16 protein-coding genes are annotated in these 15,260 nt (G+C 40.9%); 10 read left to right on the forward strand and 6 right to left on the reverse strand.

The window, feature by feature from the left end; all coding sequences use genetic code 11:
• Positions 1 to 214 precede the first annotated feature (214 nt).
• Positions 215 to 715, reverse strand: coding sequence for a YbjN domain-containing protein (locus H3299_RS11785; protein ID WP_182417855.1), 501 nt, complete (start codon positions 713 to 715; stop codon positions 215 to 217).
• Positions 716 to 1,178: 463 nt separating this feature from the next.
• A complete protein-coding gene (locus H3299_RS11790) occupies positions 1,179 to 1,442 on the reverse strand; it encodes an accessory factor UbiK family protein (protein WP_182417856.1) in 264 nt (87 codons plus the stop codon).
• A gap of 277 nt (positions 1,443 to 1,719) precedes the next feature.
• Between H3299_RS11790 and lgt the strand changes: the two genes are divergently transcribed.
• The 6 genes from lgt (at position 1,720) to H3299_RS11820 (ending at position 6,863) form a co-directional block, all read left to right on the forward strand.
• The gene (gene lgt / locus H3299_RS11795; protein ID WP_182417857.1) at positions 1,720 to 2,625 is read left to right on the forward strand and encodes a prolipoprotein diacylglyceryl transferase; all 906 of its coding nucleotides are present in this window, start codon (positions 1,720 to 1,722) and stop codon (positions 2,623 to 2,625) included.
• Positions 2,626 to 2,627: 2 nt separating this feature from the next.
• On the forward strand, positions 2,628 to 3,770 hold the full coding sequence (locus H3299_RS11800) for a class I SAM-dependent methyltransferase (RefSeq protein ID WP_246708073.1): 1,143 nt from the start codon (positions 2,628 to 2,630) through the stop codon (positions 3,768 to 3,770).
• A 25-nt stretch (positions 3,771 to 3,795) separates the two neighbouring features.
• Positions 3,796 to 4,581 carry a peptidoglycan editing factor PgeF gene (gene pgeF / locus H3299_RS11805; protein ID WP_182417858.1) on the forward strand — a complete coding sequence of 262 codons (786 nt, stop codon included), beginning with the start codon at positions 3,796 to 3,798 and terminating at the stop codon, positions 4,579 to 4,581.
• Between the two features lie 2 nt (positions 4,582 to 4,583).
• A complete protein-coding gene (locus H3299_RS11810; protein WP_182417859.1) occupies positions 4,584 to 5,735 on the forward strand; it encodes a Xaa-Pro peptidase family protein in 1,152 nt (383 codons plus the stop codon).
• A gap of 253 nt (positions 5,736 to 5,988) precedes the next feature.
• On the forward strand, positions 5,989 to 6,471 hold the full coding sequence (locus tag H3299_RS11815; RefSeq protein ID WP_182417860.1) for a hypothetical protein: 483 nt from the start codon (positions 5,989 to 5,991) through the stop codon (positions 6,469 to 6,471).
• A gap of 53 nt (positions 6,472 to 6,524) precedes the next feature.
• Entirely contained in the window at positions 6,525 to 6,863 is a 339-nt protein-coding gene (locus H3299_RS11820) for a tRNA-binding protein (protein ID WP_246708230.1), read from the forward strand.
• Between the two features lie 87 nt (positions 6,864 to 6,950).
• On the opposite strand, the gene H3299_RS11825 is transcribed toward H3299_RS11820, so the two are convergent.
• Positions 6,951 to 7,898, reverse strand: a complete 948-nt coding sequence (locus tag H3299_RS11825; protein WP_182417862.1) for a 2-dehydropantoate 2-reductase — start codon at positions 7,896 to 7,898, stop codon at positions 6,951 to 6,953.
• A 367-nt stretch (positions 7,899 to 8,265) separates the two neighbouring features.
• Here H3299_RS11825 and hisD point away from each other — a divergent pair, with 367 nt between their 5' ends.
• The 4 genes from hisD (at position 8,266) to H3299_RS11845 (ending at position 12,226) form a co-directional block, all read left to right on the forward strand.
• Positions 8,266 to 9,558, forward strand: a complete 1,293-nt coding sequence (gene hisD / locus H3299_RS11830) for a histidinol dehydrogenase (protein WP_182417863.1) — start codon at positions 8,266 to 8,268, stop codon at positions 9,556 to 9,558.
• Between the two features lie 54 nt (positions 9,559 to 9,612).
• Complete coding sequence (locus H3299_RS11835; protein WP_182417864.1) at positions 9,613 to 10,095, forward strand: UPF0262 family protein; 483 nt, start codon at positions 9,613 to 9,615, stop codon at positions 10,093 to 10,095.
• A 1-nt stretch (position 10,096) separates the two neighbouring features.
• Positions 10,097 to 10,546 (forward strand): low molecular weight phosphatase family protein, encoded by a 450-nt coding sequence (locus H3299_RS11840; protein WP_182417865.1) that lies wholly within the window; start codon positions 10,097 to 10,099, stop codon positions 10,544 to 10,546.
• Positions 10,547 to 10,645: 99 nt separating this feature from the next.
• Positions 10,646 to 12,226 carry a hypothetical protein gene (locus tag H3299_RS11845; RefSeq protein ID WP_182417866.1) on the forward strand — a complete coding sequence of 527 codons (1,581 nt, stop codon included), beginning with the start codon at positions 10,646 to 10,648 and terminating at the stop codon, positions 12,224 to 12,226.
• A 157-nt stretch (positions 12,227 to 12,383) separates the two neighbouring features.
• On the opposite strand, the gene H3299_RS11850 is transcribed toward H3299_RS11845, so the two are convergent.
• The 3 genes from H3299_RS11850 to atpD form a co-directional block, all read right to left on the reverse strand.
• Positions 12,384 to 12,866, reverse strand: a complete 483-nt coding sequence (locus tag H3299_RS11850; RefSeq protein ID WP_182417867.1) for a hypothetical protein — start codon at positions 12,864 to 12,866, stop codon at positions 12,384 to 12,386.
• 189 nt (positions 12,867 to 13,055) lie between these two features.
• A complete protein-coding gene (locus tag H3299_RS11855) occupies positions 13,056 to 13,463 on the reverse strand; it encodes a F0F1 ATP synthase subunit epsilon (RefSeq protein WP_182417868.1) in 408 nt (135 codons plus the stop codon).
• A 217-nt stretch (positions 13,464 to 13,680) separates the two neighbouring features.
• Positions 13,681 to 15,126: a F0F1 ATP synthase subunit beta gene (gene atpD, locus H3299_RS11860; protein WP_182417869.1), complete on the reverse strand. Its 1,446-nt coding sequence runs from the start codon at positions 15,124 to 15,126 to the stop codon at positions 13,681 to 13,683.
• Positions 15,127 to 15,260: the final 134 nt, after the last annotated feature.

The following is a 15,260-nucleotide window of genomic DNA, read 5'->3' on the forward strand; positions in this document are numbered from 1 at the left end:
CCTAGATGAAGCCATTTTAGAACAAATACAATATGGGCAAGTTATCTTATCAAGAATAAGCAATTATTTAAAGTTTTCTTCAATAACTGCATTTCAAAAACAAAACGTAAATCACCATAAAATGCTTTTAGAAGTGCACATAACCAATAGCCCCATGCTAAAATCTCAATAAAATAATATCCAATAGAGATAAAACACTAAACTATTAATATGCTTAAGCATTGCCAATTGTTTCAAACATTGCATGGCGCAGCGCGACTTGTGCATCCATCCCATCGCGAGCAACACTCTCACAAGCGACAAAATGTTCTTCACATGCATCAAGCGCTGTCATTAATAACATCTTCACCTGTGCATCATTGGGATGTAACCCGCCGCTTAACAACAGCGTTTGCCGAAACATAACGGCACGATCTTCTGTCCAATAATCAAAATGACCAACCAACATTTTTTCATTGATAATCGACAAAAGATCAATCATTTCACTGCGACGCGATGCGTCAACATTTAAGGTAAAAGAGCAAGCAAGATGCAAGGCTTCAAAGTCTTCCATCCATGAAAATGAAACATAATATTCGGCTTTGCTGCCAGTTATGCAAACAGCAATCTCATCTTCGGCTGTGCGCTCGAAAGACCAGTCATGCCCATATGCAATCTGTTCAATCACATCAACTGGATGTGCCTCACGCTCTTTGGCGTCATGAACAAGTCTCATTTCTTTTCCTATCATTCCAAAAATCAGCATTTTAAATGCAAGATCGATATTTAAACTCTTTTGCTTTTTAAAAGAGCAATGCTAGCGTTCAAAACCACGCGCAAAGCCATTAAAAAGCAGAATAATAACTCTGCGCGACAAGACAAAGCCTGCGCACGACAAAAGTAATTATTTTTTAACGCAAAAACACAAAGACTATGAAATTAGGCGAACGACAAACAAACCACCATATTTTCATACGCTTGAATGACCCTTATACGAATCAACAAGTATTTTCAGTGTATTGATTGGCGTTGTAAGTGCTAGTCCCCCGATTTAAAAAAGCTGTGGTTAAAAAAAACAAAGGCCGGAAAAAATATTTCCGGCCAAGCTAAGAGATTCTGATAATATAGCTTTTTGACTTTTCAACAGGCGTTAAAAAAATGGGGATTACTTTTTAACTTTACGTTTTATTAATCGCTTTTTAAGCTTTATTAGCCAAATCCAGTTTTTCTTCCAGAATTTTTACCCGTTTTTGCAATGCTTCATTCGCATCAAGTGCTTTAACGGCAAGCGCCTTTACTACCTCGAACTCTTCCTTACTGACAAGATCAAGCTTATTGACAGCACGCTCAGCTTGGGCGCGAAATGCGGTTTCTACTTCTTGGCGCACACCTTGTGCAGCACCAGCTGCGTCGGTTGCAAGCTTTGCCAAATCATCAAAAATACGGTTAGATCCGTTGCTCATATTATTCATTCCTCTTTTCATTGACATATTTTAAACAATATAAGGATCACACCTTAAATTGTGCAGATCACCCTCTCATATAGGGTGAAATGTTAAGTTGGTAGGTTTAATTTAATACAGGCAAAAAAAAATAAAAGCACTTTCTCATAAAAACGAATATTTTGGGTATTTCTGGTAGGATTTTTAAATTTGACAGATGTGTCGAAAAGTTTATTTTCTAGCCAAATGTTTTTCATCTTGGTGACGTCGAACCACCATGCATTTACAGGATAATTAAATGGGTAGTATTCTTTCTTTTAGCGCTTTGGCATTTCCCAATATTGATCCTGTAATCATCCATCTTGGTCCTTTTGAGCCGCGTTGGTATGGCCTTGGTTATGTTGTCGGCATTCTTTTTGCATGGTGGTATGGTACATTTCTCTTGCGCCGCCCACAATTATGGAAAAATAACCAACCGCCAATGGAACCAAACAGGCTTGATGATTTCGTCATTTGGGCAGTATTAGGTGTCGTTGTTGGTGGTCGCTTAGGTGAAGTATTATTTTACCGCCCTGATTTTTATTTTGCTAATCCCGGTAAAATCATCGCAGTTTGGGATGGCGGCATGTCATTTCATGGTGGTTTTATTGGCATGGCACTTGCCATGGTATTTTTTGCACTTAAAAACAAAATTAATACATTTTCAATGTTTGATACCATTGCCGCCGGTGTGCCAGTTGGCCTTGGTGTTGTGCGCGTTTGTAACTTCATCAATAATGAATTATGGGGGCGCGAAGCCTTTACTATTCCTTGGGCTGTATTATTTCCTGGAGAAGCAGGCGGCATTCCGCGTCATCCAAGCCAAATTTATGAAGCGCTTACCGAAGGACTGTTACTGTTTATTGTGCTAGCAATCATCATTTTTGCGTTCAAAGCCTTGAAAAAACCCGGTCTTGTTAGCGGTACATTTGTTATGGGCTATGGACTTGCCCGTATTTTTGTTGAGTTTTTCCGCGAGCCGAGTGGCAGTTTTTTCGCCCTTGGTTGGCCTAATCGCGACACAGCTATTCATTTATTAAATGCCGATGCAAATGGCGACTGGCTCACCATGGGCATGCTATTATCACTACCAATGGTTGGCGTTGGTTTGTGCATGATTATCTATGCTTTAATCAGCAATAAAGCAACCGCACAACAAGTTTAATAATGATGATGACAACAGCAAACCTTAATAGTTTAAAGGAAAAGCTTATTGTAACCATCCAAGAGCATGGTCCTTTAAGCATTAGCCAATTCATAACATTTTGTTTGGCTGATCCACAATATGGCTATTATAAAACTGCTGATCCCTTTGGCCGTGATGGTGATTTTATCACCGCACCCGAAGTAAGCCAGATGTTTGGTGAAATGCTCGGTGTTTGGGTTGTTTTATCGTGGCGTGCGATGGGGGAGCCTGCTGATTTTAGCTTATGTGAAATGGGCCCTGGTCGTGGTACCTTAATGGACGATGTTTTGCGCACCATTAAAAAGCTCGATTTGAACTGTTTTAACGCGGCGAAAGTTTTTCTTATTGAAACTAGCCCGAAATTGCGAGAAAAGCAAAAACAACGCCTTGCTAGCCATAATAGCAATATTACATGGATTGATCATTTTAGCTTACTACCGGCGATGCCGGTTATTTTGCTTGCCAATGAATTATTTGACTGTTTGCCGATCTATCAATATTTTTTTGATGGTCAAAATTGGCGAGAAAGAATGGTTGGTGTTTCGCCTGACAGCAAGAATGAAATGGCTCTTATTTTTGGTTTGGGCTCAATTATTTCACCACCAGCCTTACCCTATGCCCTACCAATTATAAAAGAAGGTGATATTATCGAGGTGTCGCCAGCGCGTGAAAGCCTGATGGATGAAATAGCCAGCCATATTGTGCAATATCGCGGTGCTGCCTTGATTATTGATTATGGTGCTATTGAGCCAAAACCGGCTGACACATTGCAAGCCATGTCAAAACATCAATTTAGTGATCCTCTTGCAAGCCCTGGAAAAGATGATTTAACATCACATGTGGATTTTGCCGCCCTTAACCAACGCGCGCAGCTAATGCACTGTCAAACCTATATGACCACTCAAGGCGAATTTTTATTGTCCTTAGGGCTAATTGAGCGAGCGCAAACTCTTGGGCAAGGTCGCGACAGCCTATTTCAAGAGAAAATCCGCAATGATGTTGAGCGGCTCGCAGGTGATGATAAAATTAGTGGGAAAATAGGTGGGAAAATGGGCGGGCTCTTTAAAGTATTATGTGTAAGTGATAAAAATACCCCTATAATACCCTTTGATCAGCAATTCTAAAACAGTTAAAAGGCGGAAAAACAGCATGAATAATAAGCCTATGCCGATTATAAACACCGCTTTTAACGATCATTGCGGCGCGCAGATACAACATGGCTTTTTTACCCGTCAAGGCGGCGTATCAAGTGGCATTTATGAGAGCCTTAACCTTGGTCAAGGCTCTGATGACGAGCCAAATTTGGTGCTTGAGAACCGCAATCGTGTCGCTGCAAATTTTCATATTACTAGCGACAAGCTTTTGACTTGCTATCAGGTGCATTCATGCGATGTCGTAACAGTGACAGCGCCTTTTTCGAGTGAGCGTCCAAAGGCTGATGCCATGGTAACCAATGTGCCGGGGCTTGCGCTTGGCATCTTAACTGCCGATTGCGGACCTTTATTATTTGCTGATAGTAAGGGTGGAATTATTGGTGCAGCCCATGCGGGTTGGCGCGGTGCGCTTTATGGTATTATTGATAATACTATAGCCGCCATGGAAGCCCTTGGTAGTAAGCGCGAAGACATAGCGGTTGCGGTTGGCCCCTGCATTGGCCCCAATAATTATGAAGTTGGTGCAGAGTTTTTGCATAGCTTTCTTGACCTTGATGCTAATAATATGGTTTACTTTCGACCATCGAACCGCGCTGACCACTATTTTTTCAATTTGTGGGCATTTTTAACTGTCCGTTTGCGCCTTAATAAAGTGAAGGATTATGCACTTAACCTGTGCACCTATGCTGATCAGGCACGTTTTTTTTCATATCGTCGTAAAACCCATCAAAATGAGATGGATTATGGTCGGCAAATTTCAGCGATTATGCTAGGGGAATAAGAATGGGTTTATATTTTTCTACTGAAGAATTTAAAAAGCGTGAAGCCCGCCTAATCGAAAAAATGACGATTGATAAGCTTGATGCCGTGGTACTTTTTTCACAAGAAAGTCTTTACTGGTTGACGGGCTTTGATACATTTGGCTTTTGTTTCTTTCAATGCCTTATTGTTAAAGCTAATGGTGAAAAAGTATTATTAACGCGTTTACCAGATTTGCGCCAAGCACAAGAAACATCAACAATCAAAAATATTGTTATTTGGCGTGACCGTGAAAACGCCAATCCCGCCTTTGATTTACGCAATCTTTTAAACGATATGGAGCTTTTGGGTTGTCGTATTGGTTTGGAATATCGCTCCTATGGTCTTGATGGTGCAAGTTGCCGCCTTGTTGACGAGCAATTGACCAGCTTTGCCAAAATTGTTGATATTTCTGGTTTGATTGACCATCTACGCTTAATAAAAAGCCAAGAAGAGATTACCTACATTAAAAAAGCTGCGCAATTATCCGATGATGTGCTTGATGCGGCTTTACCCAAAATTCAAGCAGGCAGCGATGAAGGTGATATTTTAGCTGCTATGATTAGCGCTAATTTTATTGGTGGCGGTGATTTTCCCGCCAATGATTATATTATTGGTTCAGGTAAAGATGCGCTTTTATGTCGTTCCAAAACCGGTAGACGCAAGCTTGATGACAATGACCAATTAACCCTTGAATGGGCCGGAGCCTATCGCCACTACCATGCTCCGATGTTGCGCACTATATTGATCGGCACTCCAACACCGCGCCATCACCAGCTTTATGATGCAGCATTTGAAGCCATTTTAGCTATTCAAACGGCAATGAAACCAGGGGCAATATTTTCTGGTATTTTTGATACATTTACCGCCGTTATGGAAAAGCATGACTTAACGCGCCATCGTTTGAGTTCTTGCGGCTACTCCATTGGTGCCCGCTTTGCACCAACATGGATGGAAATGGAACATTTTGAAGCAGAAAGTCCGTTTGAAATTGCACCCGACATGACGCTTTTTGCCCATGCTATGGTTTTTGATTCAGATAGTGGTACAGCAATGACTCTAGGCGCTTCTTATCTTATTGATGAAGAAGGTGCAAAGCCGCTGTCACGCCACACGTTAAATCCAATTTTGCGTTAAAAAGCAAATAAAATCATTGATTATTACTGTCAATGTATCGTTGGCAGAATTATTGTTGGTTTATAAAATATCAAAATAAACTACGTTGCGTCTCATTGGAATATATTGAGTATTTCCAAGCTCTCATATAGGCAGATAATTTTGCAATTAATATTTATTGCAAAAAATTCATGAATAAAGCAAAAATATCGCTTTTTTTATTGTAAATTGCGTTTAAAATAATTTCATGATTTCTCGAAATGTTGAAAATTTGATGAAAAACAAAATTTTTACTATTTTTTCTATATTTACTGTTTTAATTTTGACAGGATGTCAGCATCTAGGACTTGGCAGCAAAACTGCTTCAAGTCCTGCCTTTGGTATTATTTCCCTTGATAATGCAACCGTTGCTGCGGCCAAACAACTCAGCGATGCCTTCATTGATGAGGGTGATGAGCAAAAAATCAAAATTTACCGCGGCATGCCTGATAAAGCGCAATATTATATTAAGGGCTACTTCTCGGTTATAGTTGATGAAAGCCCTGACGAAAATATGGTTCTTTATGTCTTCGATATTGTTGATAAGGATGGATCACGACTACACCGCATTGAAGGAAAATATGTGCTAAATCGTGTATTGGTACCGGCGCGTGATGGCTTTTGGGCAAGTATCACCAAAGACGGATATGACGCAATTGCAACGGAAACCATTCGTCAGATTGGTATATGGGTTGCAACCAATCGCGGCAATCTGTGATGGTTTTGTCTCGCAAGTGAAGCTATTATGCCAATATCATTTTGACCGAGGAGATAAAAGTGATTGATTTTGCAGATTTTGAAAAAGTTGATATCCGTGTTGGCAAGATAATTGAAGCTGAGACTTTTCCGCAAGCACGTAAGCCTGCTTATAAATTGCTGATTGATTTTGGCGCTGACATTGGCCTTAAAAAATCATCGGCACAAATTACCAATCATTATCAGCTTGATGATCTTGTTGGAAAGTTGGTTTTAGCGGTGGTCAATTTTCCGCCACGCCAGATTGGCCCTTTTATGTCTGAAGTGCTAACGCTTGGACTTCCCGATGAAAAAGGCGATGTTGTGTTGCTAACTCCCGATAAAACGGTACCACTTGGTGGACGCATGTTTTAAAGGCATTAGTTTATTCTGGTTTTACCTTGATAGACTGACAAAACCAGAATGTAATAATAAGCAAAAGAAAGCTATAACAACTAAATATTAACGTGGACTAGTTTCACGTTTTTTACGCTCTTCATATGCTTTGACATGGCTATAGGCAAGCTCAAGAATTGGATGCTTTATATTTGCAGCCTCGGCGCGTTGTAAAAGGTCGCCTAAAATTTGATCGCCTTCGACACGATTGCCCTGTTCTATATCGCGCAACATTGAAGATGTGCCAACTGATTGATCATCGAGCAAAAAATGCTTTATAGCATCAAAAGCATCTGCATTAACCGCAAATCCATAATGGGCGGCAATTTCCGCATTGGTTATGATATAGCGCGACATGGCTTCACGTCCGCCATGGGCGCGATTAATATCGCCAAGGCTTGCACGCATAAGGCAAGTCATGCCGGCAAAAGCCGATAGCTGCACCCATTTATTCCACATTCTTTGTAAAATATCAGGAACGGCTGAAACTTGTAATCCTTTAGCACCATTAAAAGCACTATCCAGCATTTCAGTGCGTTCACTCAAACCGCCATCTTGCTCACCAAAAACCAATGTTGCTGTATTATTAAGGTGGTGAATAACACCATCTTGCCCAAGCGTTGCCTGAATAATAACTGAACCACCAAGAACATTGGCCTTGCCAAAAATTTCGTTCAATCTATCCATATGCGCCATGCCATTTAAAAACGGAACAAGCGATGCCCCCTCCCCCATAGCCGGAGCAATAGCGGCGATAGCGTCATCAAGATCATAGGCTTTACAGGTTAAAAATATGAAATCATAATTTGGCTGCAACTCGCTAGCAAGTATGGTTTTTGCCTTGATAATTGCATTGCCTGCAGGACTTGCAATGACAAGCCCGTTTTGTTCAATATTAGCTTGTCGCTTTTCACGAACCAAAAAAGTAACATCGCCGCCAATTTCGGCAAGACGCCCGCCATAATAGCCACCAATTCCGCCAGCACCTAAAACCAGTATTCTTGGTCGTTCCATACCACCCTCCAATAAAAAGCTAACTAATTTATTTATATAATAGACTTAACCGCAAAATCATTGGCTTTGCCGAAAAATATTCTGAACAATATCTTAAGCATTTTTTTAAAAAAATAGAAAATCACATTTATTTATAGCACTTGCCGTTTAATAATTCGTACAATTTATAGAGCTAATAATGTGAATGGAAATGGATTTGATTTGCCACTCTTTATTCAACGCTTAATAAATCTTAGCCTAAACATTTATTCTCACCCCTTGCGCTTTTGTCGATATTAAGGCAATTTCACCTAGAGTATAATTTAAGTGTCGCAGATAATGCGCAGCAAAGGCATTGCTATTGCCTTTATGCATGGGTAGGATAAAAATGGTTCTTGTTCTTCGTCAACAAAACAATGATTTTGAAGCAAAATTTAAACAATTTCTCGGCTCTAAAAGAGAAGTATCCCAAGATGTTGACGATGTTGTGCGCGCTGTTATCCATCATGTGCGCGAAAATGGTGACGAAGCCCTAATTGAATATTCCCTGCAATTTGATCGCATTGACCTTCGCGAAACGGGCATTGCAATAAGCCAACAGGATATTGAAACTGCTGCTGCAAGTATTGATAGTGACACAATGGCGGCGTTGCAACTTGCCCATGACCGCATCAAGGCCTATCATCAGCACCAATTGCCACAGGACAAAAAGTTTAGCGATGATTTGGGAGTTGAACTGGGTTGGCGGTGGACAGCGGTTGAATCTGTTGGGCTTTACGTACCAGGTGGCACAGCAAGCTATCCAAGCTCGGTATTGATGAATGCCGTTCCTGCAAAAGTTGCGGGTGTAGAGCGCCTTGTTATGGTGGTACCAACCCCTGATGGCAAAATTAACCCCTTGGTGCTTGCCGCTGCAAAGCTTGCCGGCGTTGATGAAATTTATCGTGTTGGCGGTGCACAAGCGATTGCTGCCCTTGCCTATGGTACACAAACCATTGCACCTGTTGCCAAGATTGTTGGGCCCGGCAATGCCTATGTAGCCGCAGCAAAGCGCCAAGTATTTGGCATTGTTGGCATTGATATGATTGCTGGCCCTTCTGAAATTTTGGTACTAGCGGACAAAAATAATAATGCTGATTGGATTGCAGCTGACCTATTAGCGCAAGCTGAGCATGATGTTGCAGCTCAATCAGTACTTATCACCGATGATGAGGTTTTTGCAAAAGAAGTTGAAAAAGCGGTTGAAGCGCAACTCAAAATACGCAAACGCGCAAAAATAGCCGAGCAGAGTTGGCGTGATTTTGGTGCAATTATTTTGGTTGATAATTTTCAAAATGCAATGCCGCTGGTTAATCGCTTTGCGGCTGAACATCTGGAACTTGCCGTACAAGACCCAGATGCTTTATTGCCAATGATACGCAATGCTGGCGCAATTTTTCTTGGCAGTTACACGCCTGAAGTTATTGGTGATTATGTTGGCGGTTCAAACCATGTTTTACCAACGGCGCGTTCTGCTCGTTTTTCTTCTCCGCTTTCGGTTTTTGATTTTATGAAACGCAGCTCAGTGATGAAATTAAATGCCGAACAATTGCGCGTGCTTGGACCAGCCGCCATTCGCATTGCTGAAGAAGAAGGGTTAGACGGCCATGCTTATTCGGTGGCAGTGCGGTTAAATCTTTAAAATTTTACGAAGCCATATTGACGCTTACGCAAAAGACTTTAAGGTTAGAACTCAATGAGTGAATTTAATGAAAATGCGCGGTTGATTGGTATTGAATTTGACGAGACCATTAGCCGCTCCACTCCAGAGGTTGAACATGAGCGCGAAGTAGCTGTTTTCGATCTTATTGAGGAAAACCAGTTTTTTCCCTCTGGCGATGACATTGGCGGGCCCTATAATCTTAAACTGTCCTTAATTGAAAAACGCCTTGTCTTTGACATTTCACGCAGTGACGGAACATGGGTTACCACCCATATTTTGTCACTCACACCATTTAGGCGCATAGTCAAAGACTATTTTTTGATATGTGAATCCTATTATGAAGCCATTCGCCTTGCCGCTCCGAGCAAAATTGAAGCGATTGATATGGGGCGGCGCGGCTTGCATAATGAGGGATCACAAACCCTGCTAGATCGGTTAAGCGGTAAAATAGATATGGACTTTAAAACCGCACGCCGACTTTTTACACTTTTATGCGTTTTACATTGGCGGGGTTGATATGGATCATTTTTTACCAAAAATATCACAACCAAGCTCAGTGCTTTTTGTGTGCGGCATGAATTCCATCCGCTCGCCTATCGCAGAAGCTTTAATGCATCATCTTTTCCCCAAAATTTATGTCGCATCAGCCGGCGTTAATCGCGGTGAGCGCGATCCATTTGCATCAGCCATTATAGCCGAAGAAGGTCTATCGCTTGATAGCCATAACCCACGCGGATTGGAAGATTTATCCGATGGTTTCTTTGACCTTATCATTACGCTAACGCCGCAGGCTCACCATGCGGTATTAGAAGAAATGCGCTCTTTTTCAGTCGATGTTGAATATTGGCCAATGCCAGATCCTGCTTTAGCAACGGGCTCACGCGAGCAAATCTTAGATGCCTATCGCAGCGTGCGTGAAGTTTTAAAAAAACGTATTTTAGAACGCTTTACCTCTATGAGCGAATGAAATAATAAAAAGCATATATTTAAGCCTATTTTACCGACATGATGTAAATCAATATAAAGCATATTCTTATTTTCATGATGAAAATTTGTGAGGAAAAAAATGGTTCAGCGTTTATTATGTTTTGTTTTATTATTCTTAACAGCAACAGCTCCTGCAAAGGCGTTAGATCATTTTATCTATGCTGCAGATATTGATGATAATGTTGTTGTGCTCGAACTTTACCGCTTTTCTGACCAATCTTTAATTGGCCGCATGAGAACGGATGGCGACATATGGGCGTTAGAAGGTAACAATGACAAGGCCAATCAATCAGCTCTTTCAGATATAGGCCTTGGCAGTGGTTATGCGACATGGCAGTTTAGCCAACGTCCAGACGGTAATATAGACGCAAAACGCAAATATTTTTATAAAGAGGAAATTACCAATATTGTATTTAGGTTAGTTGCAAAAGAAGCAATAGCGGACATTAATCGCAAAGATTTCATTAAACTGCTTAAACAAAACAAATTTAAATATTTCGATGAATTATCAGATAAATACCAAGTGATTTTGGCGGAGTTTGATTATGATGAACGGGTTATTTATAAAGGAACTATCGGTTACTCACCGATTATTATGGAACTGTCATTTAGGCCTGATAAAGTTGTAAAGGGGCGATATTTTTATGAAAAATCAGGCATTGATATTCCAATAAAGGGAACGATAGCAAGCATCGCTGAGCCCTATCCGTTAAAGGACTATCCATATCAAAAATTTGATGAATATTTTGCTGATGTTCCAGTTTTCATGCGACCAAAAGGGCGCTTTATAGGCACGTTTGATGAACAAAAATATTCGGGCACTTGGGAATTCGACGACAAAAAGATGGCGACCAAATTTGAGCTTGAGGAAGTAGATCGCTATTCGGGAGGACATTCTTATTCGCTATCTAATGGCGAATTCTCACCTTATGATACGCTCAAGCTTCAAGGGCACGCTAAAGAAACTGGAAAGATACAGCAACAAAATGGAATAAGTTGGCAATATGTCAAAGATCCGCGAAACAATATTACATTTTTCAAATTGGCAGATTTTCCTGATAATGCCATTAAAAATACTGTCAATCAACAACTGCAAGCCCAATTTTGGCAACTATCACAAAGTGCATTTGAATGTCTTTCCAGCCAATATTATGAAGTAGCACCTTGGGCTGGACGGACAGGCTTTGAATTGCAAAAGGTTGGTGTCATATATGCATCTAAAAATTTGTTGGTGTATGAACAATCAATCGATGCCTATTGCGGCGGTGCACACCCATCAATTTTCACAGAACAGACAGCTATTGATATGACTTTGGGGCGCGAGCTAGATTGGCAAAAAATCTTTAATTTTGCGAAAATCTACGGCGACAAGACAGATAACTCATACAATTTCCCAACTAGAGAGAATTTTTTAAAATTTCTTAAAAGCCAACATAATAAAAATCGAAAGCAAAAAGATTGGGTGGAATGGGATGAATGCGCAGATTTTATGGCAGATTATCTTACATTTTTCTATGCGGATAATCGTTCCATCGCCTTTGGTAACAAGTCCATTTCCACGGCGGATCGCAATTGTGAAGGACCGATTATGCGTGTAGATATTGATAAGCTCACACCATATTTACAAAAAGGCGCGAGAGAATTTTTAACCAAAAACTAAACACGAGCCTTCCATTTATAATAATATCGCTATTTTATCCATTTATCTATTTTTTGGGAATAATCAAATTTTACAAATTGAAGCGCTGTGGTGTTTTTATATCAGCATATCTTTTAGGGCGCTTACTCTTTGAAAGTAAATGTGAAATTCCAAAATTTTACATAAACTTCGCGTCAAGCTTTTTTACATGACCATTTAGGTTAACTAGATATTCTACACCATCAAAATCTTTTATATATACCTTATTAAAGGCGATAATTTTATACTCCAATATTACATCATAGTGATCATATTCATAAAGCTTTGACCAATCAGCTAACGAACGCCACATTATCGATAACTCAGTTACTAAAATAGCCATTTCATCATTCACAATGAAAATGGCCCGCATTTCGTTTTCTTCATCATACTCCATTACCACCCGCTTATTTTGGATTTTTGCGAGCCGAGTGCAGAACCAACAATAAAGTGTATGTTCATCAACAATTGTAAGACTTGCCGGATATATTGGCCGTTTGAATATGTGTATAAGCTCATCATTGATATATAAATGAATATCGTCGCCTTTTTCATTTAACCAATATTTGGTTTGCCCGATAATATACAGCATGGCATCTCCTGATTTATTAATTAACACCATTTAACCTTATTTGTGATACCCCCCTCAATTGTGCGATTCAACCTCAATATTGCATTTGACTGGTGTAAAACTAAATCTACCGAAAGCACGACATTTTCGGCAATAAAAAAACAACGAAAGAGGCAATCTTTCGTTGTTTAAAAAATTCGTAATTCGACAATCAAAACTGCCGTATCAACAGCACTTTGCTTAAGCCATAGTAAGAACGCCGCGCACGGTGGTTAATTCATATAAGAAATCTTCAGCGCGGTTACGGTGATCATCATTGGTAGCACCATCAAGTTCAGCCTTAGCAGCAGCGATACGCTCTTCAAGCTCTGCTGGATCAAAAGCTTCCAAAGGATGAGCAGCTTCCGCCAAAATTGCGCAAGATTGCGGAGTAATATCGGCAAAACCGCCAAATACCACAAAAGCCTTTTCGTCCTTGCCAGCAATTTTTACACGTACAACGCCGGGCATGAGACGGGTCATTGTTGGCGCATGATTGGCCATTACTGTCAAATAACCTTCACTGCCAGGAAGCTGAACTTCAAGCGCTTGTTCTGAAAGAAGAAGCTTTTCAGGTGCAACGAGTTCAAATTGAAAGGTATCGGCCATGTTCATTTGCTTTCAATCATTAGAGCATAGAATCCCTTCAAAAAATGAGGTGAATAGCTATGCAACAAAACAAAGAGATATAAAATAATTATATTCAGCTTGCGCTGATAATATTTTGGGAAATTACCTTGGAACAACAGTACCCTTAAATAATTATACCAAAACCAGTAGAACTAAGCGCTGTTATAAACAATATCTATAACAGCGCCAATATTTATTAAGCAGCCTCGGCAGCAAGACGCTGAGCTTTTTCGATTGCTTCTTCAATAGAACCAACCATGTAGAAAGCTTGTTCTGGAAGGTGATCGTAATCACCTGCGCAAAGACCCTTAAAGCCTTTAATCGTGTCTTCAAGAGCAACCAACTTACCCGGTGAACCAGTAAATACTTCAGCTACGTGGAATGGCTGTGACAAGAAGCGTTCAATCTTACGTGCACGAGCAACAGTCAGCTTATCTTCTTCTGATAGCTCATCCATACCAAGAATTGCGATAATATCTTGCAATGACTTATAACGCTGCAAAATGGTCTGCACTTGACGGGCAATTTCATAATGCTCTTCACCAACTACGAGTGGGTCAAGCATACGGCTTGATGAATCAAGTGGATCCACCGCAGGATAAATACCCTTTTCAGCAATGCTACGTGAAAGAACAGTTGTTGCATCCAAGTGAGCAAATGATGTTGCAGGTGCAGGATCGGTCAAGTCATCGGCAGGAACGTAAATAGCCTGCACTGAAGTAATCGAACCCTTGTTGGTAGTTGTAATACGCTCTTGCAAAGCGCCCATTTCATTAGCAAGGGTTGGCTGATAACCAACAGCTGATGGAATACGGCCAAGAAGCGCTGACACTTCAGAACCTGCTTGTGTAAAGCGGAAAATATTATCCACGAAGAAAAGAACGTCCTGTCCAGCATCACGGAAATATTCAGCAACGGTTAGACCTGACAAAGCCACACGAGCACGAGCCCCAGGAGGCTCATTCATCTGACCGTAAACGAGGGCGCATTTTGAACCTTCTGCGGAACCATCATGTTCCTTAGGATCAACATTTACCTTACTGTCAATCATTTCGTAATAAAGATCGTTACCTTCACGGGTACGTTCACCAACACCGGCAAATACCGAATAACCACCATGGGCTTTCGCGATATTGTTGATGAGCTCCATAATGAGAACGGTTTTACCAACGCCCGCACCACCGAAAAGACCGATCTTACCACCCTTTGCATAAGGTGCGAGAAGATCAACAACCTTAATACCAGTGACGAGAATTTCAGATTCTGTTGATTGCTCAACATATTCTGGAGCTGGCTGGTGAATAGCGCGTGTTGCAGAAGCAACAATCGGACCGACTTCATCAACAGGCTCACCGATAACGTTCATGATACGACCTAGCGTACCTTCACCAACTGGAACTGAAATCGGGGCACCAGTGTCTGTTACTTCTTGACCGCGAACAAGACCTTCAGTCGAGTCCATAGCAATACAACGAACAGTATTTTCACCAAGATGCTGTGCAACTTCGAGAACAAGACGATTACCGAGATTTGTTGTTTCAATGGCGTTAAGAATGAGCGGTAGATGCTCATCGAACTGAACGTCAACGACAGCACCGATAATCTGCTTGACGCGACCGACATGACCTTTTGATGTATCCATCCTAAAGGATCCTTTACCTGTTATTGACGCAGCTGTTGCAGTTTCTGCCGCTGCATGGGTTAAATAGTATTGGGGCAATTATGCGGCATTGTTTAAAATGCTTCAAGGATTTGCCCCTTTTGTTTCATTATTGT

Source organism: Bartonella sp. HY038, assembly GCF_014117425.1.
Taxonomy (GTDB): domain Bacteria; phylum Pseudomonadota; class Alphaproteobacteria; order Rhizobiales; family Rhizobiaceae; genus HY038.

What these genes read in the sequence shown, in the direction of transcription:
- H3299_RS11785 (WP_182417855.1), bottom strand. Translation starts at nt 715, where the DNA reads ATGAGACTTGTTCATGACGCCAAAGAGCGTGAGGCACATCCAGTTGAT.
- H3299_RS11790 (WP_182417856.1), bottom strand. Translation starts at nt 1,442, where the DNA reads ATGAGCAACGGATCTAACCGTATTTTTGATGATTTGGCAAAGCTTGCA.
- lgt (WP_182417857.1), top strand. Translation starts at nt 1,720, where the DNA reads ATGGGTAGTATTCTTTCTTTTAGCGCTTTGGCATTTCCCAATATTGAT.
- H3299_RS11800 (WP_246708073.1), top strand. Translation starts at nt 2,628, where the DNA reads ATGATGATGACAACAGCAAACCTTAATAGTTTAAAGGAAAAGCTTATT.
- pgeF (WP_182417858.1), top strand. Translation starts at nt 3,796, where the DNA reads ATGAATAATAAGCCTATGCCGATTATAAACACCGCTTTTAACGATCAT.
- H3299_RS11810 (WP_182417859.1), top strand. Translation starts at nt 4,584, where the DNA reads ATGGGTTTATATTTTTCTACTGAAGAATTTAAAAAGCGTGAAGCCCGC.
- H3299_RS11815 (WP_182417860.1), top strand. Translation starts at nt 5,989, where the DNA reads ATGAAAAACAAAATTTTTACTATTTTTTCTATATTTACTGTTTTAATT.
- H3299_RS11825 (WP_182417862.1), bottom strand. Translation starts at nt 7,898, where the DNA reads ATGGAACGACCAAGAATACTGGTTTTAGGTGCTGGCGGAATTGGTGGC.
- hisD (WP_182417863.1), top strand. Translation starts at nt 8,266, where the DNA reads ATGGTTCTTGTTCTTCGTCAACAAAACAATGATTTTGAAGCAAAATTT.
- H3299_RS11835 (WP_182417864.1), top strand. Translation starts at nt 9,613, where the DNA reads ATGAGTGAATTTAATGAAAATGCGCGGTTGATTGGTATTGAATTTGAC.
- H3299_RS11840 (WP_182417865.1), top strand. Translation starts at nt 10,097, where the DNA reads ATGGATCATTTTTTACCAAAAATATCACAACCAAGCTCAGTGCTTTTT.
- H3299_RS11845 (WP_182417866.1), top strand. Translation starts at nt 10,646, where the DNA reads ATGGTTCAGCGTTTATTATGTTTTGTTTTATTATTCTTAACAGCAACA.
- H3299_RS11850 (WP_182417867.1), bottom strand. Translation starts at nt 12,866, where the DNA reads ATGGTGTTAATTAATAAATCAGGAGATGCCATGCTGTATATTATCGGG.
- H3299_RS11855 (WP_182417868.1), bottom strand. Translation starts at nt 13,463, where the DNA reads ATGGCCGATACCTTTCAATTTGAACTCGTTGCACCTGAAAAGCTTCTT.
- atpD (WP_182417869.1), bottom strand. Translation starts at nt 15,126, where the DNA reads ATGGATACATCAAAAGGTCATGTCGGTCGCGTCAAGCAGATTATCGGT.